The organism is Litorivivens lipolytica (assembly GCF_014191715.1).
In the GTDB taxonomy this organism is placed as follows: Bacteria; Pseudomonadota; Gammaproteobacteria; order Pseudomonadales; family Spongiibacteraceae; genus Litorivivens; species Litorivivens lipolytica.
Map to the genome: position 1 here is coordinate 479,395 of NZ_JACHWY010000001.1, position 25,895 is coordinate 505,289.

Sequence of the window (25,895 nt, forward strand, 5' to 3'; positions counted from 1 at the left end):
AGTGGGGCGGTTGAAGCTATTTATTCCCCTGTTTGTTTTTCTGGTGCTGGCGGGGCTGTTTTTTGCCGTGGAAACCGAGGTGAGCGAAGGCGAGTACGATCCGAAAGCGCTTCCCTCAGCTCTTATCGGGCAACCGTTTCCGGCTTTTACGCTGCCAGCCCTGCTGCGCGAAGATCCGGTTGATGAAAGCCTGCTCAAAGGCAAGGTCAGCATCGTTAATGTGTGGGCAACATGGTGCCCGACCTGCCTGTTTGAACACCCGTTTCTGGTCGATCTTTCCGAGCGCGGCGAGGTGGTCGTATTTGGAATTAATTATAAGGACAACCCGGACAAGGCTCGCGAATGGCTGGCAGCGAAAGGTAATCCCTTCGCGGTGAATATTGTCGATGAGAGCGGCAAGCTGGGGCTCGATCTGGGCGTGACCGGGGCGCCGGAAACCTTTGTTGTGGATAAAGCCGGCATTGTTCGCATGCGTTATCAGGGTGGTCTCGATGAAACAATCTGGCAGCGCCGCTTTGTGCCCTTGCTGGAGCAGATCGCCGCTGAGGAAACGCTCTGATGCGCCTCGGGTTTTTCTTGCTTTGGATGACCTTGCTGCCACCGGCGGCGCAGGCGGTGGTTGACGCTTACCAGTTTGATTCGGAGGCGGATCGCCGGCGCTACAATGCGCTGATCGACGAGTTGCGCTGCCCGAAATGCCAGAACCAGAACCTGGCGGGTTCCGATGCGCCAATCGCGCAGGATTTGCGCAGCGAGGTCTACCGCATGATTCAGGCGGGTGACAGCGATCAGGAAATTCTGAATTTCATGCACCGACGGTACGGCGATTTTGTGTTGTACCGACCGCGTTTGACGCTGGAGACACTGGCACTCTGGCTCGGCCCCTTGCTGCTGGTCGCCATTGGCGGCCTGATCTGGTGGCGTTTGTCGCGTGGCGTTGAGAAGTCCGAAGCGGTAGAAAGCGAGAATCTAAGCGAAACAGAACAGGCGCGGCTGAAGGCCTTGTTGGAGCAGCGAGATGACTGAGCTGTTCGCCCCCTTGGGCCTCCTTGCAGTTCTTTTTGCGCTAGCCCTGTGGTGGGCACTGTCAGTTCGCAGTGAGCGCACCCCGAAGCCGACGGCGGGCAGTGAGGTTTTCCGTCAACGCCTGCAGGAACTGGAAACCGAGTGTGAGCGCGGTGCGTTGGATGAAGCCCTGTTTGAGCAATTGAAAACCGATCTTGAGCGCCAGTTACTGGAAGAGAGCAGCGCACAAGACCGGGCGCCGCAGCGCGACGGCCTGAGTTGGCCGGTCATCGTCGGCTTGGCTGTGGTGACGCTAGGGGTTGGTTTGGGTGTCTACCGCCAGATCGGTGCCTGGCCGGAATTGGAAGTGCGTGAACTGCAGCAATCCCTTGGGGGCAAGCGCCGGTTTACTCCGGAAGACATTGCCGAGCTCTCAAGCGCCATCGAAACCAGTCTCAGTTTTCGTCCCGACAATGTTGAACTGCGCTATTGGTATGCCCAACTCGCGGTAGAGCAAGGCGATTTTAATGCCGCCGTCGAGAATTATCGCAGGCTGCTGGAGCAGGCCCCGGACAACCCGGCTTTGATGGCGCAGTTGGCTCAGGCTATGTTCCTGCAATCGCAGCGGCGTTTGACGCCAGAAGCTCGCGCGCTGATCCAGCGGGCAGTAGAGCTGGAACCCAATCAAACCACGGCTCTGGGTATGCTCGGGATGGATGCCTTCGAGCGCGCTGATTACCCGGCTGCGGTGGGTTTCTGGTCGACTTTGCTGAACAATCTTCACCCTCAATCACCGCAGGCGGAGATTATCCGGCAGGCTCAGGCGCGGGCCAAACAGTTGGCGCTGGAGAGCGGTGAACTTCCGGGTATCGAAGTGATTGTGGATGCGCCTGAAGATCTCCCGCAGCAGGGGGTTTTATATGTGTTTGCCAGGGCGGTGGGCGGTAGCAGCGTCCCTCTGGCTGTGGTTCGTCAGAGCCCCTCGGGCGAGTGGCCAAAACGTGTCATCTTGACCGTGGCTGACGCCATGCGGCCCGATTTGTCGCTGGTTCAGCACGAGGAAGTTCAGCTTACCGCGCGCCTGTCACTGTCCGGTGCCGTTGTTGCCAGTAGCGGTGATATTCAGGGTGAGTCTGGCCCGCTGCGCTGGCGTGAACAAAGCGAGCCGGTGCGTCTGGTGCTCGATACCCGTATTCCCTGAGCTCGCCGGTTAGCGCGGGTTTCTGGAAATAATCCTCCATTGCCAAAAAAAACGGTGCCCGGCGTAGAGCGTCCGGGCAATACTCGTTAAACTAGCGCAAACTTTGCACAGGGTCGCTGTCGCTTCCTGCCCTGTTTCGAAATCAAGCAGTTTGAACAATAAAATCAATTAGATACTCTAATTACTGGTAGTTAATTCTATGCGCTTGAAATGCATAAAGCTGGCGGGCTTCAAATCCTTTGTCGATCCGACCACCGTTTCCTTTCCCAGTAATCTGGCGGCTGTGGTTGGGCCGAACGGATGCGGCAAGTCTAATATTATCGACGCCGTGCGCTGGGTGATGGGGGAAAGCTCCGCCAAGAACCTGCGCGGTGAGTCGATGACGGACGTTATTTTTAATGGCTCGGTCAATCGCAAGGAAGTCGGTCAGGCCTCCATTGAACTGGTGTTCGACAACAGCGAAGGCAAACTTGGCGGCGAGTACGCCAGCTTCAGTGAGATTGCGATCAAGCGCAAGGTTACCCGCGAAGGCACCTCCGAATATTTTCTGAACGGCACCAAATGTCGCCGCCGCGACATCACCGATATCTTTCTCGGCACCGGCCTCGGCCCGCGCAGTTACGCGATTATCGAGCAGGGCATGATTTCCCGCCTGATCGAAGCCAAGCCGGAAGACCTGCGGGTGTTTATCGAAGAGGCCGCCGGTATCTCCAAATACAAGGAACGGCGCCGGGAAACCGAAAACCGGATGCGGCGTACCCGCGAAAACCTTGAGCGCCTGACCGACCTGCGCGATGAGATGGAGCGCCAGCTGCAGCATCTGGAACGCCAGGCGAAATCTGCGGAAAAGTACAAGGAATTCAAGGCTGAAGAGCGCCAGCTTAAAGCACAGCTGCAGGCCCTGCAGTGGCGCGGCATCAACGATAAGGTCGAGCGGCGCGGTGCGCATATTCGCGATCTGGAAGTTGAAGTCGAATCGGTGGTCACCGAGCGCCAGTCCATTGAAACCAACAGCGAGAAGCAGCGCGACAGCCTGACCCAACTTAACGACGCGTTGAATCAGGTTCAGGGCCGCTACTACAGTCTCGGCGCCGAAGTTAGCCGTATCGAGCAGAGCATCAAGCATCAGCAGGATCGCGGTCGCCAACTGGCAGACGATCTGGATCGGGTAAATCGCGATTTCGAGGAAGCCAAATCCCACCTGAGCAGCGACAGCGAGAAAGTTGAGCGCTGGCAGGAAGAACTCGAAGGTATTACCCCGGAACTGGAACTGGCGCAGGCGCAGGAAGAAGAATCACTGACCGCGCTTACCGAAGCGGAAGAAGCTCACGGCGACTGGCAGCAGCGCTGGGACGAATTCAACCAGACCGCAGCGGCACCACGCCAGCAGGCCGAAGTCCAGCAGTCGCGGATTCAGCATCTGGAGCTGACCCTGCAGCGCTTGCAGGACAAGATTCAGAAAACCGAAGCCGAGGGTGAAACCCTTGTCGCCGGTGACGATGACGGCGAGCTGGATGTTCTGCGCGAGCAGCTGGCTGAAATGGAAATGCAGGGCGAAGAACGCCAGCAGCAACTGGACGATTTGCTGCCGGGTATTGCCGAAGCCAAGGACACCCTGCAAAGCCTGAATGACGAACAGAATACCGTGCGCAGCGACCTGCAAACCATGAAGGGTCGTCGCGCGTCACTGGAAGCACTGCAACAGGCAGCGATGGGGCAGGGCGAGAGTGTCGAAACCTGGTTGGCTGGACACGACCTGAAAAACGCACCGCTGGCCGCGGAGCAGCTCGACGTCGAAAGCGGCTGGGAGCAAGCGGTTGAAACGGTATTGGGCGATCGCCTGCAGGCGGTCTCTGTTGCGGCCATTGATCAGTTGGCAGAATCCCTGTCTAGTCTGAGCAAGGGTCAGTTGACGCTGGTGGATTCCGCCAATACCGCAAGCCGCGAGGGCAGTCTTGCCAGCAAATTACAGGGCGAGCAGACCTTGGCCCCCATGCTGAGCAGCGTACTCACCGCCGACAGTCTGGCCGATGCGCTTTCCCGTCGTTCGCAACTTCAGGCCGGTGAATCCCTGATTACCCGGGAAGGGGTGTGGGTTGGCCCAAACTGGGTTCGCGTGGCTCGCCCGGACGATAACGAACAGGGTGTAATCAAGCGCCAGCAGGAACTGCAGGAACTGACCGATCGCATCGCCGAGGCAGAAGAGCGGCTGCAGCGTATCGATGGAGAGCTGCAGACGCGACGCGATGCCATCCGCGATATGGAAGCCCAGCGCGACCAGTTGCAGCGAGAGATTCAACAGCACAGCCGCCAGCATGGGGAACTGAACTCCCGTTTGAGCGCGCAGCAGGCTCGCATTGAGCAGATTAATACTCGCCGTGAGCGGCTGCGCAGTGAACTTGAGGAACAGCGTAGCCAGTATCGTCAGGAGCAGGAAACCCTGAGTGAGGCCCGCGCTGTACTGGCCGAGGCGATCGAGGCGATGGAAACAGACTCCGGTCGCCGTGAAGAACTGATGCGCGAGCGCGACGAGTTGCGCGCGACGCTGGATTCGGCGCGGCAGAAGGCCCGCCACGATAAGGATCACGCCCACCAACTGGCGATGCGCTCACAGAGCCTTAGCGCCCAGCTTGAGTCCGTGGCCCAGGCCATTGCCCGAGCCAATGATCAGGTTGCGCTGCTGGAAAAACGCCGGGAAGAGATCAAAGAGGCCCTGTCCCAGAGCGGTGATCCCATCGAAGAGATGCGCCTGGAATTGGAAGAGCGCCTTGAACAACGACTGGTAGTTGAAGAAGAGTTGCAGGAAGCGCGCCGCAAGGTGGATGGTGTCGACCACATCATGCGCGAGTTGGATCGCAAGCGAAACGAAGTGGAAACCCGCCTGCAGGCCGCGCGCAGCAAGCTGGAACAAGCGCGCCTGGAAAATCAGGAGTTACAGGTTCGCCGTCGCACTTTGCAGGAGCAGCTGGCAGAAGCCCAGCATGATCTTGATGAGGTGCTGCAGAGCTTGCCGGAGGAAGCAACTGAAGCTGAGTGGCAGACCCAGCTGGAACAGATCGCCCGCCGAATCGAACGCCTGGGCGCTATTAACCTCGCGGCGATTGATGAATATCAGTCCCAGTCAGAGCGCAAGCGCTATCTGGATGCTCAGAATGACGACTTGATCGAGGCGCTTGAAACTCTGGAAGCGGCGATTCGTCGTATCGATCGGGAAACGCGCAACCGCTTCAAGGAGACCTTCGATCAGGTTAACGGCGGCTTGCAGGAGCTGTTCCCCCGGGTATTCGGCGGCGGCAGTGCTTATCTCGAAATGACCGGCGATGACCTGCTCGATACCGGTATCGCGATCATGGCGCGCCCGCCGGGCAAGAAAAACAGCACCATCCACTTGCTGTCAGGGGGCGAAAAGGCGCTGACGGCCATCGCACTGGTGTTCTCTATCTTCCGTCTGAATCCGGCCCCGTTCTGTATGCTGGATGAGGTGGACGCGCCGCTGGACGATGCTAACGTTGGTCGTTATGCGCGTATGGTGCAGGAGATGTCAGATCAGGTTCAGTTTATTTTCATCACCCACAACAAGATCGCGATGGAGATGGCTGAACAGCTGATGGGTGTCACCATGCACGAGCCGGGGGTGTCGCGCTTGGTATCGGTGGATCTGGAAGAAGCGGCCGAAATGGCGGCTATGTAAAAGCTATTAATTGCGTTAGAGGGTGTTCTGCGCTTGGTAAATTGTCCTCTGGTATGTCGCGGCAAGCAGTGACAGAATATCCAACCAACTGTAAACGTCGGACAGTCACAACACTTTCAGTCACTTAGGGGAGAGCACAGGAAGTCGATGGAACTGAATGTCAGAGACTGGTTGATCATTCTGGGTGGCCTGGTTGCTGCGGGCTTCGTGCTCGACGCCTACCGCCGGGTGCGTTCAGGTTACAGTGACAAGCTGCGTATGGCGGCCAAGCAGCGCGACGATGACGACCTTGAGCTAAATAACCCTGAGCTTCCCAGTGGCGGTGCTCGTGTTGTGTCCCGCACGAAAGCGGTCCCCAGCTATGAAGTGCAGGACGACGACAGCCGTCTGGATACGGATGGCCCGGTTCCTGTTCTGCTGGATTCAGTTGACCCGGAGCCGGCGGATGAACTGCCCACCGATGAACTGCCCGTCGATAGCCCCGCACAAGAACCTGAGCCCGCCGCCGAGGTAAGCAGTGCTAAGTCCGAGCCCGCGAAGAGCGCTCGGGAATCGCTTGGCGAGCTGGCAGACACTCCCACCCGGGAAAACCTGAAATCGTCACCATCCAAGGTTACCCACAACGAACCGCTGCAGACCACGCCTGAACCCAAACCCCGCCAGCCTGATGAGGGTAAGGGAAAAGACAGTGCTGTCAGCAAGCGCGATGTGGCCGGCGATGCCAAGCCGGCTCGTGAAAAGCCAGCCAGCGATAAGCCTGTCGGTGATAAAAAAGGTGCCGACAAAAAATCACCTCCGGAAGAAATTATTGTATTGCATGTGGTTGCGCCCCAAGGGGGCTCGCTGCCCGGTGCGCCGCTGCTGCAGATTCTGCTGGCCTGCGATGTGCGCTATGGCCGTATGAATATTTTTCACCGCTATGAAGAGGCCGGTGGCGAAGGCGCAGAGCAATTCAGTGTGGTGAATATGGTTTCACCCGGCACTTTTGATCTGGATGAAATGGAAAATTTTACCACGCCCGGCATCAGCTTTTTCATGAGCCTGCCGGGGCCTAAGGATGCCATCAAAGCTTTTGATTGCATGGTCGAAACCGCCCAAGTGGTGGTGAAAAATCTCAAGGGCGAATTGCACGACGAGGTCCACAGTGTGTGCACCACCCAGACCCTCGAACACCTGCGTCAGCGCATTCGTGATTTCGAGCGTCGCCAGCTAACGCTGGTGTGAAGTTCAACTGACACCTAATAAGACGCTGTAATGACCGATACCGACGTGCGCGCCCGAGCCGAGGCTTTGCGCGCAACGCTCACAGAGCACAACCACTATTATTACGTGCTGGATGCGCCCACCATTCCCGATGTGGAATACGACCGTCTGTTTCAAGAACTGGTCGCCCTTGAAGCTGAACACCCGGAACTGAAAACGCCCGATTCGCCCACGCAGCGTGTTGGCGGAGACGTGCTCAGTGCGTTTAACGAAGTCGAACACGTGGTGCCGATGCTGTCGCTGGACAACGTATTTGACGAAACTGGGCTGCGTGAGTTTGAGCAACGTATAAAAAGTCGCCTCGATTCCAGTGAACCGGTGGTGTTTGCCTGTGAGCCAAAGCTGGACGGTATCGCTATCAGTTTGCTCTATGAAAAGGGCGTATTGGTGCGCGCCGCCACACGAGGTGACGGCAAGCGTGGCGAGGATATCACCGCCAACGTCAAAACCATCGCCTCTGTGCCCCTGAAGTTGCGTGGCAGTGGTTGGCCCGAAGAGCTGGAAGTGCGGGGCGAAATTTATATGCCGCGTGATGGTTTCGAGCGCATGAATGAAGCCGCACGGGAGAAGGGTGAGAAGGTTTTTGTGAACCCGCGTAACGCCGCTGCCGGCAGCTTGCGTCAGCTCGATAGTAAAATCACCGCGTCGCGCCCGCTGGAATTGGGCGTTTACGGTGTGGCACTGCGCGGCGACCAAAGCCCTTGCGATTTGCACAGCGAAAATCTGGCGCTGCTCGGTGAATGGGGGTTTCGGGTTAGTCCGGAATTGCGCACGGAAGAGGGCGCAGAGGGCTGTCTGGCCTACTACGACTATTTGCTGAAAAAGCGGGATTCCCTGCCTTACGATATCGATGGAATTGTCTTTAAAGTCGATAGCATTCACCTGCAGAAGAAGCTCGGGTTTGTATCGCGCGCGCCGCGCTGGGCGGTAGCGCATAAGTTTCCGGCCCAGGAAGAAATCACTGTACTGCGTGATGTGGAATTTCAGGTCGGCCGCACTGGCGCCATCACCCCGGTGGCGCGGCTGGAGCCGGTCTTTGTCGGTGGTGTGACTGTCAGCAATGCGACCTTGCACAACTTTGATGAAATCCAGCGACTGGATGCCCGCATTGGTGACACGGTGGTTGTCCGCCGCGCTGGCGACGTGATCCCGCAGGTGGTTCAGGTGGTGATAGAGCGTCGCCCGGACGACGCCCGTGAGATTCTGATGCCCTCACACTGTCCGGTCTGTGGCAGCGAGGCTGAGCGAGTCGAGGGCGAGGCAGTAACGCGCTGCACCGGTGGTTTGGTATGTGGCGCACAGCGCAGCGAGGCGATCAAGCACTTTGCCTCGCGCAAGGCCATGGATGTCGAAGGTCTCGGCGACAAGCTGGTGGAAACACTGGTTGAAAAAGAGCTGATTAAGCACCCGGGCGATTTATATCGGCTCAGCCTTGAAACCTTGGCTGGACTGGATCGGATGGGGCAGAAGTCTGCTCAGAACCTGCTCGATGCGCTGGAAAAGAGCAAGCAGACCACCTTGCCGGCCTTTATCTACGCGCTGGGTATTCGCGAGGTAGGCGAGGCCACGGCACTGAATCTCGCCACCCATTTCGGTTCGCTGGACGCGCTTATGGAGGCCGACCACGAAGCGCTGCTGGCCGTGAACGACGTGGGCCCGATCGTCGCCTCCCACATTCAGAACTTTTTTGCCGAGGATCATAATCGCACGGTAATCGAGGCCCTGCGTGAGGCCGGAGTGACTTGGCCGGATATTGAAGTTAAAGATCCCTCGGAGCTGCCTCTGACTGATAAGACCTGGGTCGTCACCGGGACCCTCGACGCCATGACGCGAGACGAGGCGAAAAAACGCTTGCAGGCGCTGGGAGCGAAGGTGGCGGGCAGTGTGTCGGCCAAAACCCACTGCCTGATCGCCGGGCCCGGTGCCGGCTCCAAATTGGCGAAGGCCGAAAAGCTCGGGGTCGAGGTCATCGACGAAGAAGCCTTTTTGGCCAAACTGGCGGAGTGGGAAGGATGAAGCGCTGGCTGGCCGTTCTGAGCCTCGCCGTGCTGATGACCGGCTGCGCTACGCCGCCCAAAAACCTCGATAATATCTGCGAGATCTTCCGTGAAAAGGATGATTGGTATGGGGATGCCCAGAAGGCCTCGGAGCGCTGGGGCTCGCCCATACCCACCATGATGGCCATCATGCACCAGGAATCCCGGTTCCGGGCCAAGGCCAAACCACCGCGTAAATACTTTCTCTGGATCATTCCCGCCGGCCGGATATCGGATGCCTATGGCTATCCCCAGGCCAAGGATGCAACCTGGGATTGGTACAAGAAGAAAGGCGGGCGCTGGGGCGCCGATCGCGATGATTTTGGTGATGCCATCGATTTTATCGGCTGGTACAACAATCAGTCAGCGCGTATGTGTCAGATTAATCCCGCCGACACCTACCACCTCTATCTGGCCTACCATGAGGGCCACGGCGGCTTTAACCGTCGCACCTTTAAAAATAAAGAGTGGCTGAAGCGTGTCGCGCACAAGGTATCGGCCCGCTCGCAGAATTACACCCGTCAGCTCGCGGCCTGCCGTGAGGAGCTGGAGCGGGGCGGCTGGTTCTTCGGCTGGTTCTGACGCCCCGTCTCAGGCGACTCCTTCCTACGAAAATTAATTCCATAATATCGGCTCGTTCTGTTGTTTTATTACAGAATGGCTGGCTACTTATACCAATGATTTATTTCGGGATTTTGCTGACGATCGACTCATTTATTTGCTGAATTTTGACTATCAGTGTGATGTAATCTTTCTGTTTTACCGTGTGCAGCGCCTCTGACGCCCCGCATACGGTGGTGTAAATACTCTGAAAATACATAACGGAAAGAGCATTGAAACCCACAGACGTAAAAGACCCGGAATACTTCCACAAGGTGGTTGACTGCCAATATGCTTGCCCGGCCCACACCCCTGTCCCCGAATATATTCGCCTGATTGCCGCCCAGCGCTACACCGACGCCTACATGATCAACTGGGAATCCAACGTGTTTCCCGGTGTGCTGGGGCGAACCTGCGACCGGCCCTGTGAGCCTGCCTGTCGCCGCAGTCGCATCGAAGAAGAGCCCGTTGCGATCTGCCGATTGAAACGGGTGGCCGCCGATAACAAATCCAATGTGGCGGATCGATTGCCGGCCATTCCCAAGGAAAAGAACGGCAAGAAAATTGCCCTTCTTGGCGGTGGCCCCGCGTCACTGACCGTTGCCCGGGACCTCATGCCACTGGGTTATTCGATTGATCTTTACGATGATCAGCCCGCCGGTGGCGGCTTTATGCGCAGCCAGATTCCCGCCTTTCGTCTGCCGGAAGAAGTGCTGAACGAAGAGGTCAACATGATCCTCGATATGGGGGTTCTGACCCAGTTCAACACCTATGTCGATAGCCTCAAGAGCATTCTTGATAAAGGCTACGATGCGGTCTTTGTCGGAACCGGTGCGCCGCGCGGGCGTGACCTCGATCTGCCGGGGCGCAAGGAGGCCGACGATAACATCCATATTGGTATCGATTGGCTGTCCAGTGTCGCCTTTGGTCACACCTCGACGGTTGGCAAGCGGGTCGTCGTGATGGGTGGTGGGAATACGGCGATGGACTGTTGCCGCACAGCTCGTCGCCTCGGCGGTGAGGACGTGAAAGTCGTCGTGCGCAGCCCCTTTGACGATATGAAAGCGTCTCCCTGGGAAAAAGAAGATGCTATGCACGAGGGTATCCCCATTCTCGACAATCACGTGCCCCAGGAATTTGTGGTCGAGAACGGCAAGCTCAAAGGTGTGGTTTTCGAGAAAGTTGAAGCCCAGTACGACGACAAGGGCAAGCGCACGCTAGTGCCAACCGGTGAAGATTCGGTACTGATCGAGTGCGATGATGTGCTGATGGCGATCGGTCAGGAAAATGCCTTCCCCTGGATTGAACGCGATATCGGCGTTGAGTTCGGCAAATGGGACATGCCGGTCGTCAACGAAGTGACCTTCCAGTCCTCAAATCCAAAGGTGTTTTTCGGTGGCGATGCAGCCTTTGGTCCGGAGAACGTTATTACCGCCGTGGCGCACGGCCATCAGGCGGCTATTTCCATTGACCTGTTTTGCCGCGGTGAGAGTGTCGACACCCGGCCGGCACCGGGCGTGAATCTGGTCAGCCAGAAAATGGGTATCCATGAGTGGAGTTACGACAACGCGGTTGAAGACGACAAGCGCTACATCGTGCCACAGGCCGAGCTGAAACAGACCTTGTCCGATAGAAAGCTGGAAGTGGAGTTGGGCTTTGATGCGCAGACCGCTTTCCGCGAAGCCCAGCGCTGTCTGAACTGCGACGTGCAGACGGTCTTTGCGGAAGATCGCTGTATTGAATGCGATGCCTGTATCGATATTTGCCCCACTGACTGCCTGACCTTTGAGGTGAATGACGGTGAAGAAGAACAGATTCGTCAGAAACTGAAAATGCCAGCGAACAATCTGGCACAAGACCTGTACGTGTCTGAAGATCTGCCCACGGGGCGCGCGATGATCAAGGATGAGAACGTCTGCCTGCACTGCGGCCTGTGTGCCGAGCGCTGCCCGACAGCCGCCTGGGATATGCAGAAGTTTTACTACTCCGTTACCAAGGCGGGGAAATAGGGCAGAATCATGAACAGAATCCAAGCAGTTAACGACTTCGTTATTAAATTCGCTAACGTCAACGGCACCGGTTCTGCCAGTGCCAATAACATGTTTGCCAAGGCCTTGTTTCGCATGGGCCTGCCGGTCAGCCCGAAGAACATCTTCCCCTCGAATATTCAGGGCCTGCCAACCTGGTTTGAAGTGCGGGTGAATGAAAAGGGCTACCTCGGCCGTCGTGGCGGTGTAGACATCATGGTCTGCGTTAATCCGCAAAGTATGGCCAAGGATATCCGTGAGGTAGAGCCCGGTGGCTACTTCCTCTACGACTCCAGTAAACCGCTGGATATCCGCATGGTGCGCAGTGATATCAATATGATTGGCGTGCCGCTGACAGATATTTGTACCCGCGAATACGCTGATCCGCGTCAGCGCCAGCTGTTTCGAAATATTATCTATGTCGGTGCACTGGCGGCTTTGCTGGATATCGAATTCGACGTACTGACTGGCATTGTGTCCGATCAGTTTCGCGGCAAGGAAAAGCTGGTGGTGCCGAACGTTCACGCACTTGAACTCGGCTATCACTACGCCCGTGAAAACTACGAGTGCCCGATTGGTATTCGCGTTGAGCGCCGCAATGAAGTGGGCGACAAAATACTCATCGATGGCAATACTGCAGCGTCGCTGGGTGCGATCTATGGCGGTGCGACCGTAGCGGCCTGGTATCCAATTACCCCATCAACCTCCGTGGTCGATGGCTTCGACAAGTACTGCAAGCGCCTGCGGATCGACCCGGGCAGTGGCAACAAAAACTACGCCATCGTGCAGGCCGAAGATGAACTGGCCGCCATTGGTATGGTGATTGGTGCGAGCTGGAATGGCGCGCGTGCCTTTACCGCAACCAGTGGTCCGGGTATTTCGCTGATGAGTGAATTTCTCGGTCTGGCCTATTTTGCGGAAATCCCGACGGTACTGATCGATGTGCAGCGCGCCGGCCCGTCGACCGGTATGCCAACGCGCACACAGCAATCCGACGTGCTGGCCTGCGCTTATGCGTCACACGGTGATACCAAGCAGGTGTTGTTGTTCCCGTCGACGCCGAAAGAGTGCTTCGATATGACCGCAGAAGCATTTGATCTGGCGGAAACGCTGCAAACCCCGATCATCATGCTCACCGATCTGGATCTCGGCATGAACGACAATATGTCTGAGCCACTGACCTGGGAAGATGGTCGCCAGTACAAGCGTGGCAAAGTGCTCAACGAAGAGCAGTTGGAAAATATGAGCGAACGCTTCGGGCGTTATCTCGACAGTGACGGCGACGGCATTCCCTATCGCACTTACCCCGGTACCCACCCAACCAAGGGCGCCTTTTTCACCCGTGGAACCTCACGGGACGAGTACGCGGTGTACACCGAGGACGGTGCCGAGTATGAAAAGAACATGCAGCGCCTGCTGAAAAAATGGGAAACCGCAAAAGACACCGTGCCGGCACCGGAAATTATCGGCACGGGCAATTCGGTGGGTGTCATCCATTTCGGCACCAGTGCCGACTCCACCATGGAGGCTATCGACTATCTGGCGGAAGAGGGCATCAAGGTCGACAGCTTGCGACTCAAGGCCTTTCCGTTTAACAAAGCCGTCGACGACTTTATTGCCAGTCACGACACTGTATTTGTGATTGAACAGAATCGCGATGCCCAGATGAAATCCCTTTTGGTGAACGAATGCGAGGTCTCACCGAAAGATCTTATCTCGATTCTGAATTACGACGGCATGCCGATTACCGCGCGCAAAATCCACGAGCGTATCGTCGCCGTTGTACGGGGTGACAATGTCACACCACTACATAAAAAAGCCGGTAACAAGGAGTAAACTCGATGACTTATCAACGTCCGAATTTTCGTCATCCCAACCTGCCGGTTAATGAGCTGGGTTATACCCGAAAGGATTACGAAGGCGCGCTATCGACCCTGTGTGCCGGTTGTGGCCATGACTCCATCAGTGCCGCCATCGTGCAGGCCTGTTTTGAGATGTCGATTGAGCCGCACAAGGTCGCAAAATTATCCGGTATTGGTTGTTCTTCAAAAACGCCAACCTATTTTCTCGGGAACTCCCACGGTTTTAACTCGGTACACGGCCGTATGCCGTCGGTCGCAACCGGTGCCAATCTGGCCAATCGCGAAATGATTTATGTGGGCGTTTCAGGTGATGGCGACACGGCCTCTATCGGTATGGGGCAATTTACCCATGCGGTGCGTCGCAACCTGAACATGATGTACGTGGTGGAGAACAACGGTTGCTACGGCCTGACCAAAGGTCAGGATTCGGCGACGGCTGATGTGGGCTCTGCCAGCAAGAAAGGTGAGCCTAACCCCTTCGAACCCATCGATCTGGCCAGTGTTGCGCTCCAGCTCGGGGCGACCTTTGTCGCGAGGAGCTTTTCGGGCGACCGCGCCCAGCTGGTGCCGTTGATCAAGGCCGCAATTTCTCATCGGGGCTTTGCATTTATTGATGTGATTTCGCCCTGCGTCACCTTCAACAATAATCCGGCCTCTACCAAGGGCTATGAGCATGTGCGTGACCACCTGGCAGCGACCGGTACCGTGGACTTTGTTCCGGTAAAACAGGAAATCACAACCAGCTACCCGGAAGGGGAATCTCAGGAAGTGACGCTGCACGACGGTTCTGTGGTTCACTTGCAAAAAGCTGATCCGGAACTGGATATCAATAGCCGTCGCTCGGCTCTGAGGCTGATCAAGGACTACAAAGCCAAGGATCAGATTCTCACGGGCCTGCTGTTTATGGATGAAGATTCCCGAGATCTCCACGAGATAATCGGTACCAGCAACAAACCGCTGCGTTCACTGAATGAAAGTGATTTGTGCCCGGGGCAAAAGGTTTTGGATAACCTGAACGAGAGTTTGCGCTAGCAGCATTTTCTGTCACAGAAGAGCGTTTGTGCTGTGCGAATGCTCTTTTGTTCGAAACCGGCTTAAAGGGCTGACCCGATGGCTGACCATCCTGCTGAGTATAACCATACCTTGAAGGCGGGCTGGGACCGTTTCTGCGAGGAGCTGAAAAGCGCGGGTGAGCTGCTGTTTACGGACGCCGTCCCTGACGACGAAATCACCCGTACGACGGGTATGCGATTGTTGTCCCGCAATATAGCCCTTGCCCTGCAATTCGAGTCGGAAAACAACGATCCCCGACACCCTGAGTTACTCCATTACTTCGATCCTCTGCGCAAGCAGGGCGGAGATAATCCGGATGCCTTGTATCTCGGTGCGCCAGTTAACGGCGTGGAAACTTACCGTCTGCACGGCATTCTGGGCAGTGCCCGCTTTATTGCGATTACCGTCCTTGAAGAGGGGGAGACTCCTTGGGGTGGTAAGGTTATTGCCAGCCTTTTTCGCGATGATATCGCGACAGATTCCGAGGGCTTTTTTGAGTTGCACTTGAGTCCGGAGCCGAAACCCGAGGACTTCCAGGGGAACTGGATTCAAACCACCCACCGGACCTATCGGCTTACCATCCGTCAGTTCTTCGCAGATTGGCTTAACGAAGAGCCAATGCAGGCGGTAATTGACTGCCTTAGTGTAAGCGCACCCCCAGAGCCTCCGAAGAGTGAGCTGCAGAGCGAACGTTTGCAAAAAGCGATTCAATGGCTGCGTTGGTCAGTCTCGTATTGGGTAGAACAGATCAATAAATGGCGAGCGCAGCCCAACGCGTTTTTCGCCTACAACGAACTGGATAACAATACCATCGACGCGACGCCCGGTGGCTTACCGCTTATTGCCAACTGGCGCTTGGCCAGTGATGAAGTCGCGATCGTGCGGGTGACCCCTCCGCAGGCACAATACTGGGCCGTGGAGTTTGGTAATTTCTGGTGGGAAAGCATGGATTATCGTTACCGGCTGTGCAGCACGAATTGCCATCACGCGGTATTGGAATCCTCGGGTGAGTTGATTTTGGTGATTGCAGACCAGGATCCCGGCGTGCCGAATTGGCTCGATCGAAGCGCTTATCGCGAAGGCTATATCACCTTTCGTTGGGTGGGCGCCGACAGTTACCCCCGTCCTACTTTAGAGGTAGTGAAGCAAAACGCATTGCAGCGAGCACTGCCAAAGGGTTGTAAAACCGTAAACGCCGAGATGAGAGCGCAACAGCTTCGCGAGCGCAGACTGGGCGTCATTCGCCGCTTCGGCTACTGAAACCTCCGTTCAAAAGGCTTGTGTCATGGGCAATAAACCAGACTGGACTCCGCCGCCACACCCGGATTGGGTGGAACAGATAAATCGTGAAGGGGATTGCTTTGATTTACCTTCTGTTGTGCCGTTGGATCAGGCTTCACTTCTAAGCGCAGCCTGTAGCAAAACCGGGTTAAGGGATTTTGGTGACGAAGCCTGGCGAGAGCCCTTCGGCGTCTTACTCGATTCGCTGGAGGGTGAGGCGGAGCTGACCTTGATGGGGAGGTTGATGGCACGCAGCGATATTATTTGCTGGCTGTCAGCTCGCTTACAGGTTGTTAAGATACTGAAACGGCACCCCGACATACTGGAGCAGCCGGTTGAAGCACCCATGTTTATTGTCGGTTTGCCGCGATCGGGTACCTCCATTCTGTTCGAACTTTTGTCGCAGGACCCGGATGTCGGAGTACCGTTGATATGGGAGGCTATGCAGCCGTGCCCTCCGCCAGAAGCAGCGACTTATCGCACCGACCCGCGTATTGATGTCGCCGATCGATTGGTGACTCAGTGGGGCAGGGTGGCGCCGGAGTTCAATACCATGCACGAAATGCGCGGTCATATACCCGCTGAGTGCGGGCTGATTATGGCGGGCACTTTTATTAGCGATCATATTGCGTCGCTACACCAGACGCCGTCTTATGCCGCCTGGTGCACCCAAGCTGATATGGAACCCGTTTACCGCTACCACAAAACCGTTTTGCAGATTTTGCAGTATCGCAACCCCCGCAAGCGTTGGCTGCTCAAGGCGCCCGAACATCAGGTCCATTTGCAGACCTTGCTGAAGGTGTATCCCGACGCGAGAATTGTGCAAACTCACCGTGACCCCATCAAGTGCATGGCGTCCACGACCAGCCTCATGGGTACGCTGTATTACATGCGCAGTGATCAAGTCTTCAATGCGGCTGTGTTTGAAAATATCATTATGGGTGAGGCGACGGCGAAGCGGCTCGAAAACGTGATGGATCAGCGTGAGCAAGGCATCGTGCTTGCAAAAAATATCACGGACTCTCGTTATCAAGATCTGATGGATCAGCCGATGGCGTGTATTCGAGGCATCTATAAACATTTTGGTCTGGCGCTTGAGCCAGAAACAGAGCAGCGCATGTTGAGCTATCTCGAGCGTAAGCCTAAAGGCAAGTTCGGTCAGCACAGTTATACTGTTGACGAGTCTCGAAGCAGTGAGCGCGTTTTGTTTAAGCGCTATCAAGCCTGTTATCGGGTGCCAGACGAAGTTTGATGACGGAATAAATGAGGCGATGAGCTTACGTTACTCACTGATAGGCAGCATGCTGATTCTGATTGCCTACGGCGTGTTGTGCTACATGAAAACGGGTGAAGTATTGCAATCCCAGCTTGGCACGATTGTTCGGTGTGAGCAGTTGGCTGGGGCAACGGATACTGTCTATCACACGACGGTTCGCACCGAGAATGGACAATATTTAATCGCCAAGCTGGCAGATTGCCAGGGCAGTGAGACCATAAATGTTTTGGTTAAGCGCGGCGCCCTGTTTTTTAATACTGTGTACGAGGCTGTACCGCGCTAGCGCGCTCAGGACTTCATATTCTCAGGGCCCCAGAAGGCTCGCATTGAACAGACCTTGCCGTCGGCGTTGAATTTGAACACGTCAATGACATCAATGGTCATACCGGAGGCATCGACCTGAAAGGGGAAAGCTACCTCATCGCCGGCGCAACGCGGGTCGCCTGACAGGTTCAGCTTGATTTTGCCAAGGCTGGGCTCGTAGAACTTAACAATTGCCTCCATGCCCTTGTGGATGTCAGAGCCTACCGGGTCTTCGACCGTTGCATCTTCGGCATACAAATCTCGAATAATATTCATATCACCGCTGGCAAAAGCCTCGACGTAGCGGTGTACGGCAGCAATCTTATCGGTATTTTCCATGTCTTCTTCCTCTGATGGTTCACTTCAGTATAGAGACGCCTCCAATTCACCAAAATAGCGAAATCGGCCAGCCTGACTGGCACGTATGCAAGCTCAGGTTTGGCGAAATCTGCACACAGCGACGGTAAAAGTTTTTTACTAGACTCGAAATAAATGCGGCTGCGCGCAGCATTTGTCTGTGAGTAGACCAAAGCATCAGGCAGAGACAGACAACAATGACCCATGGAGAGATACGATGGCAGAGCAAAGCAAATGTCCGTTCAATCATACCGCCGGAGTGGGCCAGACCAACCGTGACTGGTGGCCCAATCAGCTACGACTGGAGCTCTTGCATCAACACTCGAACAAATCCGATCCCATGGGGGACTCCTTCAACTACGCCAAGGCCTTCAAGAGCCTGAACTACAAGGCACTCAAAAAAGATCTCACTGCCCTGATGACGGATTCCCAGCCCTGGTGGCCGGCAGATTTCGGTCACTACGGCCCGCAGTTTATTCGTATGGCCTGGCATGCCGCCGGGACTTATCGTATCGCCGATGGTCGGGGTGGTGGTGGCCGTGGCCAGCAGCGTTTTGCCCCGCTCAACAGCTGGCCAGACAATGTGAACATCGATAAATCACGTCGTTTGTTGTGGCCGATCAAGCAGAAGTACGGCAATAAAATTTCCTGGGCTGACCTCATGATTCTCGCGGGCAATGTGGCGCTGGAGTCAATGGGCTTCAAGACCTTCGGCTTTGCAGGCGGTCGGGCGGATGTCTGGGAGCCCGATGAGGATGTGAACTGGGGTTCAGAAATGGGCTGGTTGGACGATGATCAGCGATTTAGCGGTGACCGCGACCTCAAGCAACCGTTTGGTGCCACCCATATGGGGCTGATTTACGTAAACCCGGAAGGCCCCAATGGCAGTGGTGACTATATGGCTGCCGCCAAGGATATTCGGGATACCTTTGGTCGCATGGCCATGAACGACGAAGAAACAGTCGCGCTAATCGCCGGTGGCCATACCTTCGGTAAATGTCACGGTGCAGCGCCCGAGGCCCATAAGGGGCCTGAGCCAGAGGGCGCGGATCTGGAGCAGCAGGGTTTCGGCTGGGCCAGTAATTACGGCAGCGGACACGGCACCGATACCATTTCCAGCGGTCTCGAAGTCACCTGGACGACCACGCCTGCGCAGTGGAGCAACAACTACCTAGAAAACCTGTTCAACTACGAGTGGGAGCAGACCACCTCGCCTGCAGGTGCCAAGCAGTGGGTGGCTAAAGATGCTCCCGCGATTATTCCCGATGCCCACGACCCCTCGAAAAAGCACAAGCCCACCATGCTGACGACGGATCTCACCCTGCGTTTTGATCCAGGGTTTGAAAAGATCTCGAGACACTTCCTGGAAAACCCGAAAGCGTTTGAGGAAGCCTTTGCCCGTGCCTGGTTCAAGTTGACCCACCGGGATATGGGGCCGCGCGCTCGCTACCTCGGTCCTGAAGTGCCGAAGGAGGAGTTGATCTGGCAAGACCCGATTCCGGCGCTAGACCACAAGCTGGTCACGAAAAAAGATATCGCAGAGCTGAAGAAAACCATTCTCGATTCCAAGCTGACCGTAAGCCAGCTGGTGTCAACGGCATGGGCTTCAGCCTCGACCTTTCGCGGTTCCGATAAGCGGGGTGGTGCCAATGGCGCGCGAATTCGACTGGCGCCCCAGAAAGATTGGGCGGTGAACAAACCCGCTCAACTGAAGAAAGTCCTGAAAGTGCTGGAAGGGATTCAGGTCGACTTCAACAAAAAGGCCAAAGGTGGCAAAAAGATTTCGCTGGCGGACCTGATCGTGCTCGGTGGGTGCGCTGCCGTAGAAGAGGCTGCTCTCAAGGCGGGTGTGAAAGTCACTGTGCCGTTTACGCCCGGGCGTATGGATGCGAGCCAGGAGCAGACGGATGTAGAGGCCTTCGAGGTGTTAGAACCCATCGCTGATGGCTTCCGTAATTATGAAAGCGGTCGCTACGCGGCCAAAGCGGAAGCGCTGCTGGTTGATCGGGCGCAATTGCTGACCCTGACTGCGCCGGAAATGACTGTGCTGGTTGGCGGTATGCGGGCTCTCGGTACCAACGCCGGTGATAAAAAGCTCGGCGTGTTTTCATCCAAGACCGGTGTGCTGAACAATACGTTTTTCGTGAAGCTGCTGGATATGAGTACGGAATGGAAGCCGACCTCAGAGGAACGCACGGAATATGAAGGTGTCGATCGTAAAACCGGCAAGGTGAAATATAGAGCCAGCCGGGTGGATTTGGTGTTCGGTTCCAATTCTCAGTTGCGAGCTTTGGCGGAGGTGTACGCCAGTTCGGACGCGAATCAGAAGTTTGTTAAAGACTTTGTTGCCGCCTGGGACAAGGTGATGAATCTGGATCGCTTCGATATTGCCTGAACGCCTGTCTTACCGGGGAAACCGAGCGGGTTGAGCGCTGTCGCTCAATTCCGGTCGCGGGAACGCGCTATACTGCGGTTTTCCCTGTGAGGGCTGTTCGACAGTGAACGACCTGATAGATGACTGGCAATATGTACTCAGTTTCTGGTTTGGCGAGTCAGCTGATGATGGTCAGGTGGCGGCCGAATTCAGCCAGCTGTGGTGGGGAAAATCTGAGGACAACGACCATCTGATCTGGGCCAAGTTTTCCCATCGGGTTGAGCAAGCCAGTGCGGGTAGCCTGACACACTGGCTGGAACAACCGGAAGGGCGCTTGGCCGCAATTATTCTGATTGACCAGTTCCGGCGCAATATCTATCGCGACAAGCCCGAGGCCTTTGCGGAGGACTCTCTAGCCTTACGCTGGTGTCGAGAAGGTTTGGCGCAGAACGTGGATTCATTGTTGAGGCCGATAGAGCGGGTGTTTTTTTATTTGCCGTTGGAGCACTCTGAGTCGATCAGTGATCAGGAGGAGTCCATGCGCCAATTCGCGCGCCTGCGAGATGAATCAGCCCCGCCTTTGCGCCCGTTGTTTGATAATTTTTATGACTTTGCGCGTCGTCACTACGACATCATCGCGCGCTTTGGACGCTTTCCCCATCGCAATGCCGTTCTCGGCCGCGATTCGACGCCAGAAGAAATTGCCTTTCTGCGGCAACCGGGTTCGTCTTTCTGACTTCAGATCAGGCAGCCAGACGTCCAAGTTGACGCAGAATAACGGATAGACTCATATAGTCTGCCTGTTGACCACTGCGCACTTCGGCGATCAAGTCTCGCAGATAGTCGGTTTGCACGCTGTGTTGTTCCACCCAGCCCTGAATTTCTTTCACCGGGTCGCCCTTGCGTTTGATCTCGCCTGCCACGCGCGCACACAAATCGCGGTGTCGTTGATACAGATCGTCGCGCAAGGCATTGCGGGCGAGGGCGTGCCACCGGGTTTCCGCCTCAAGCTGTTCAATTTGGCGTCGTACCCACGTGATTTCCAGTGAATCTGCCAGCTGAAAATACAGGGTGGCCGCCAGCTCAGCATCCGCCTGAGTCTGCTCCTTGAGCCAGGTAATGTCCGGGGCGGCGTAAAGGGCCTTGAGCGTAACGACTCGACGGGCCAATGATTCCGGAACCCCCTCGCTTTGGTAATGCTGAAGTTTATCGTTGAGCAGGTTGACCTCATCTCGGCTCAGGTAGCGATCAATGTTATCTGCCAGCAGCTGAACTTCCGGCTGGTAACGGTCGATCAGTGAACGAATATCGGTCAGCGGCAGCTTGCTGTTCAGCAACCAGAGGGTGACATGTTTGATCAGACGGCGAGTTTCCAGCATCATTTTCAGCTGCAAACTTGCGTCGATCTGGTTATCCAGAGTTTCCAGTTCCTTCCAGAGATCGCGCAAACCGAATAGATCCCTAGCGATGGTGTAGGCTCGGGCCATATCCTCAAAGCTGTTGCCCAGTTCATCGTTGAGCCGGTGGGCAAAGGCATTGCCCATGCGATTTACCAGGCTGTTGGTAATGACCGTGCAGATGATTTCCCGCCACAGTCGGTGTTTCGGAATCTGCTTTTCGAACTTTTCCACCAGTAGCGGCGGGAAATAGTGCACTAATTCCTGAGCAAGGTAGGGATCTTCCGGTACCGAGGAATTCAGCAGCAGCTTGTTGATGTGGATTTTTGCGTAGGACATCAGGCAAGCCAGTTCCGGCCGGGTAAGACCTTCCCCCGCAGAGCGCCTTGTTTGCAGGCCTTTTTCGTCGGGCAGGTTTTCCAGCTTGCGGTCGAGCCCTGCGTCGCGCTCCAGTATACGAATCAGTTCAGATTGTTCGCCGAGCCGCTCCGGGGCCTGCATGGACAGCATACTGATGGCCTGTGTCTGCAAGTAATTGTTGCGCAGCACATTGTGTTCAACGGCCGAGGTCATGCGGCGCAGCAATTGATTGCGCTCTTTCTGTTTGAGTCTGCCCTCAGCGACAATCTGGTTAAGCAGAATTTTGATGTTAACTTCGTTATCCGAGGAATCGACGCCCGCGGAGTTGTCGATAAAGTCAGAGTTGCAGCGTCCGCCGTGTCGACAGTATTCGATGCGACCGGCTTGGGTTAGACCGAGATTGCCGCCTTCGCCGACAACGGCGCATTGCAGTTCGCTGCCGTTGACGCGAATGGCGTCATTCGCGCGGTCGCCGACTTGCTGGTGAGTTTCCGTCTCCGCTTTGACGTAGGTGCCGATACCGCCATTCCATAACAGGTCGACCTGTGCCTTGAGCAGCGCATGAATCAGCTCATCCGGGGTGTAATTGCCGGGTTCCAGGCCGAGTGATTCACAGGCTTCGGGGCTGGGGGAAATGCTTTTTTCTTTGCGTGAATACAGCGCGCCGCCTTTAGACAACAGGCGCTTGTCGTAATCCTCCCAGCTGGAGCGGGGCAATTTGAACAGGCGCTCCCGTTCTTTCCAGGTCGTCTCGGGGTTCGGGTTGGGATCGATAAATATATGCAGGTGATTAAAGGCTGCTTTCAGACAGATATGCTTGGACAGCAACATGCCGTTGCCAAATACATCGCCCGCCATATCACCGATACCAAGTACGCTGAAATCCTCGCGCTGGATGTCCTTGCCGAGTTCGCGGAAGTGCCGTTTGACGGCTTCCCAGGCACCTTTAGCGGTTATGCCCATTTTCTTGTGGTCATAGCCGTTGGAACCGCCGGACGCGAAGGCATCGCCAATCCAGAAATCAAATTCCGCTGAAATGCTATTGGCTATATCGGAGAAGGTGGCAGTGCCTTTGTCGGCGGCAACGACCAGATAGGGGTCATCATCGTCGTGACAGACCAGCTTGTCTGGGCGGGTGACCTTATTTTTCACCAGATTATCGGTGATGGACAGCATGGCGCGAATAAAGGTTTTATAGCACTCGATCACTTCGTCCTGAATCGCCTGGCGATCTCCCTGCGCCGGCAGGTCACGGCAGACAAAACCACCCTTGGCGCCGACAGGCACGATTACCGCATTTTTTACCATCTGCGATTTCACAAGCCCGAGCACTTCGGTGCGGAAATCCTCCGGCCTATCTGACCAACGCAAGCCACCGCGTGCAACCTTGTCTCCGCGCAGATGAACCGCTTCGACCTTGGGTGAATGGACCCAGATTTCGTAGCGTGGGCGCGGGGCTGGGGCTTCCGGAATATCGCGCGGGGAAAATTTAAACACGTAAACGGATTGTTGATCCTCCAGAAAAAAGTTGCTCCGCAAGGTCGCCAGTATCAGATGCTTGATAGACCGGATAAGGCGATCGGCATCCAGACTCTGTACGCTTTCCAAACCGATATGCAACTGCTCTATCAGCTTTTGACAGCGAGTGTCGCGGTCTTTTACCTGAGGTGAAAAGCGGGCATGAAACAGGTCAATTAGCAGCCGTGCGAGACTACCGTTTTCCACGAGCAGGCGACTCAAATATTGTTGTTCGAAGTTGTTGCCCAGCTGTTTCAGATACCGACAATAAGCGCGGAGCAGGGCGGCCTCACGCCAGTTAACGTCTGCGCTAACGAGCAGGCGGTTGAACTCATCGTCGTCGCAGTAGTCCTGGTGAATGGCAACAAAGGCTTCCTCAAAGTGGCTGGAATCATTCCAGAACACCTGATTCACATTTACCGCCATCTGGGCGCGGAAGTCCTGCACCCAGTAACAGGTGCCATCGGCTGCGGCGACGGGATAGAGGTCTTCCAATAACAGTCGCAAGCCAAGATTGTTTAGCCGTGGCTGAACATCAGACAGCGGCAGGGGCTGACTTTTAAAGTAACAGCGCAGCTCGACACGGTTTTCGAGTCGTGAAATATCCCGGTAAAGGCGAACGGAAACGGGTTCTTCGGCGCGATGTAGTTTCTCCAGATGTTCGATGTCAGAGAGTGCTTTTTCCGGGTGCGTTTTGGCGGTATAGGCCGCGGAAAAACCGTCAGCGTAATAACGGTAAATGGCTTGCGCCTGCTTGCGATCGTAGCGCTCGTAGATCAGAGTTTTAAGGCGGCTGTGCCAGCTTTCTGTGATCCCGGCGACGAGCGATTCTAGTGATTCGCTGTCAACGCGCAAGGGTGAATCCGGTTGCAGACGGGCGATTAATTGCAGGCGCGCCATCCGCGAATCAGTGAAGAAAATATTGAATTCACAGCTGGCGGCGTTCAGTGCGGTGGACACCACATTCTGAATGCGCTCGCGGACCTGCTGACTGTAATGTTCTCTCGGGATATAGACCAGAATGGAGTAGTAGCGCTGGAAGGGATCGGCGCGACTGAATACTCGCACACGATTATGTTCTTCAATCGCCAGTATGCCCATCGACGTGCGGTAGAGCCCTTTGGTGCTGCTCTGGAACAGCTCGTCCCGAGGAAAGGTTTCCAGAATCTGCAGCAGCATTTTGGCGTTGTGACTGCCCGCAGGAAAATGCGCCATATCCATGACCGCTTTGATGCGATCTGCCAGCAGCGGAATATCCAGTGCGCGACTGTTGTACGCAGCGCGTGTCATCAGCCCAAAGAAACGGTGTTCGCCGATCAGCTTGCCCTGTTCGTCGTAGTCCTTGATGGCAATGTAATCCATGGGCACAAAGCGGCGCACGGGCGAGATATCGGTGGATTTTGTAATGGTGAGCACGCGGCTGCTGTTGAGATAACGCTCCAGCGTCTGCTGTCGTTCTTCGCTATCACGGATATGTTCCCAAGGGGCGGTGTCGAGTTTCAGGCCGAGACGGGATTGGGGAACCGCTTGCAGAAACGGTTTGCCGTCGCGCTCCAGCAAATTCAATTTCACATAGCCGATAAAGGTAATATTGTTTTCGGCTATCCAGCCCAGAAAATTGGTGACCTGACGACGGGCGCGGGGTTTCAAAGGCGCTTTGCTGTTCTGATAATACTCGCGGAGCTCGTGGGTTTTTTCACGCATCGGCTGCCAATGGTCCACAACCACCTGAATATTAGCCAGAGTTTCCTTAACCCGTTGTTTGAGTTTGTTTGGCGGTAGGGCGTTTGCGGTGGGTTCCAATTCGTAGCGGACAAAGGATTCCGCTTGATAGTCGGTTTTCCCCTGATCTTTTTTATCCAACGCCGTAATGCTCTGTAGCCGCCCGCGGCCATCGCGCTTGACCCAGAGTATGGGGTGGTTGGATTGGAGGAGGTTGTAGCCGCAGTCGTAAACCAGATTTGAGATGGAATCGAAGATAAAAGGAGTGTCTGTGGCGACCATTTCAAATAATAGGGTGCCACGGCTTTCATCTTCCGTGATCTCAAGTTTTACACTGTTATTGCGCCGGGTGGCAGCGAGATCGAGGTGGTGCTGGGTAATCTGAAACAGCTCAGCGCCGGTGCGCCGCTTCAGCTCCTGTTGGTCGATAACATCCCAATACCGGTCGGCGATCCGGATGAGCTGTTGCTGTTCCCTTTTTGAGGAGACAGTTTTGCGGATATAGGTGTGCAGCTTGCTCAGAGGTGATTTCATCGCGTGCCCAAAAATGTCTTCCACAGCATGAGCTT

General features: G+C 55.7%; 17 protein-coding genes. 15 read left to right on the forward strand and 2 right to left on the reverse strand.

Features of this window, described 5'->3' with window-relative positions:
* Position 1 precedes the first annotated feature (1 nt).
* The 13 genes from FHR99_RS02245 (at position 2) to FHR99_RS02305 (ending at position 17,578) form a co-directional block, all read left to right on the forward strand.
* On the forward strand, positions 2-559 hold the full coding sequence (locus FHR99_RS02245; protein ID WP_183408911.1) for a DsbE family thiol:disulfide interchange protein: 558 nt from the start codon (positions 2-4) through the stop codon (positions 557-559).
* Positions 559-1,026, forward strand: a complete 468-nt coding sequence (locus tag FHR99_RS02250) for a cytochrome c-type biogenesis protein (protein WP_183408912.1) — start codon at positions 559-561, stop codon at positions 1,024-1,026. Before FHR99_RS02245 ends, FHR99_RS02250 begins: the two co-directional genes overlap by 1 nt.
* Complete coding sequence (ccmI, locus tag FHR99_RS02255; RefSeq protein WP_183408913.1) at positions 1,019-2,206, forward strand: c-type cytochrome biogenesis protein CcmI; 1,188 nt, start codon at positions 1,019-1,021, stop codon at positions 2,204-2,206. Before FHR99_RS02250 ends, ccmI begins: the two co-directional genes overlap by 8 nt.
* A 199-nt stretch (positions 2,207-2,405) precedes the next feature.
* Positions 2,406-5,897, forward strand: a complete 3,492-nt coding sequence (smc, locus tag FHR99_RS02260) for a chromosome segregation protein SMC (RefSeq protein WP_183408914.1) — start codon at positions 2,406-2,408, stop codon at positions 5,895-5,897.
* Positions 5,898-6,044: 147 nt separating this feature from the next.
* On the forward strand, positions 6,045-7,121 hold the full coding sequence (gene zipA / locus FHR99_RS02265) for a cell division protein ZipA (protein ID WP_183408915.1): 1,077 nt from the start codon (positions 6,045-6,047) through the stop codon (positions 7,119-7,121).
* A 30-nt stretch (positions 7,122-7,151) separates the two neighbouring features.
* Entirely contained in the window at positions 7,152-9,176 is a 2,025-nt protein-coding gene (gene ligA, locus FHR99_RS02270) for an NAD-dependent DNA ligase LigA (RefSeq protein ID WP_183408916.1), read from the forward strand.
* Entirely contained in the window at positions 9,173-9,778 is a 606-nt protein-coding gene (locus FHR99_RS02275) for a transglycosylase SLT domain-containing protein (protein WP_183408917.1), read from the forward strand. The genes ligA and FHR99_RS02275 overlap by 4 nt, the downstream gene beginning before the upstream one ends.
* A 251-nt stretch (positions 9,779-10,029) precedes the next feature.
* Entirely contained in the window at positions 10,030-11,805 is a 1,776-nt protein-coding gene (locus tag FHR99_RS02280) for an FAD-dependent oxidoreductase (protein WP_183408918.1), read from the forward strand.
* A 9-nt stretch (positions 11,806-11,814) separates the two neighbouring features.
* On the forward strand, positions 11,815-13,659 hold the full coding sequence (locus tag FHR99_RS02285; protein ID WP_183408919.1) for a 2-oxoacid:acceptor oxidoreductase subunit alpha: 1,845 nt from the start codon (positions 11,815-11,817) through the stop codon (positions 13,657-13,659).
* Positions 13,660-13,664: 5 nt separating this feature from the next.
* Positions 13,665-14,717, forward strand: coding sequence for a 2-oxoacid:ferredoxin oxidoreductase subunit beta (locus FHR99_RS02290; RefSeq protein WP_183408920.1), 1,053 nt, complete (start codon positions 13,665-13,667; stop codon positions 14,715-14,717).
* Between the two features lie 78 nt (positions 14,718-14,795).
* Positions 14,796-15,998, forward strand: a complete 1,203-nt coding sequence (locus tag FHR99_RS02295; protein WP_183408921.1) for a DUF1214 domain-containing protein — start codon at positions 14,796-14,798, stop codon at positions 15,996-15,998.
* 25 nt (positions 15,999-16,023) lie between these two features.
* Positions 16,024-17,271, forward strand: coding sequence for a sulfotransferase family protein (locus tag FHR99_RS02300; protein ID WP_183408922.1), 1,248 nt, complete (start codon positions 16,024-16,026; stop codon positions 17,269-17,271).
* Positions 17,272-17,290: 19 nt separating this feature from the next.
* Positions 17,291-17,578: a hypothetical protein gene (locus FHR99_RS02305; RefSeq protein ID WP_183408923.1), complete on the forward strand. Its 288-nt coding sequence runs from the start codon at positions 17,291-17,293 to the stop codon at positions 17,576-17,578.
* Between the two features lie 5 nt (positions 17,579-17,583).
* Here the strand turns inward: FHR99_RS02305 and FHR99_RS02310 are convergent, their stop codons facing one another.
* Positions 17,584-17,937, reverse strand: a complete 354-nt coding sequence (locus tag FHR99_RS02310) for a nuclear transport factor 2 family protein (RefSeq protein WP_183408924.1) — start codon at positions 17,935-17,937, stop codon at positions 17,584-17,586.
* A gap of 235 nt (positions 17,938-18,172) precedes the next feature.
* Here FHR99_RS02310 and katG point away from each other — a divergent pair, with 235 nt between their 5' ends.
* On the forward strand, positions 18,173-20,350 hold the full coding sequence (katG, locus tag FHR99_RS02315) for a catalase/peroxidase HPI (protein WP_183408925.1): 2,178 nt from the start codon (positions 18,173-18,175) through the stop codon (positions 20,348-20,350).
* A 115-nt stretch (positions 20,351-20,465) separates the two neighbouring features.
* The gene (locus FHR99_RS02320) at positions 20,466-21,065 is read left to right on the forward strand and encodes a DUF924 family protein (protein WP_183410092.1); all 600 of its coding nucleotides are present in this window, start codon (positions 20,466-20,468) and stop codon (positions 21,063-21,065) included.
* Positions 21,066-21,072: 7 nt separating this feature from the next.
* Here FHR99_RS02320 and FHR99_RS02325 read toward each other — a convergent pair whose 3' ends face one another.
* Complete coding sequence (locus FHR99_RS02325) at positions 21,073-25,860, reverse strand: NAD-glutamate dehydrogenase (protein ID WP_183408926.1); 4,788 nt, start codon at positions 25,858-25,860, stop codon at positions 21,073-21,075.
* Positions 25,861-25,895: the final 35 nt, after the last annotated feature.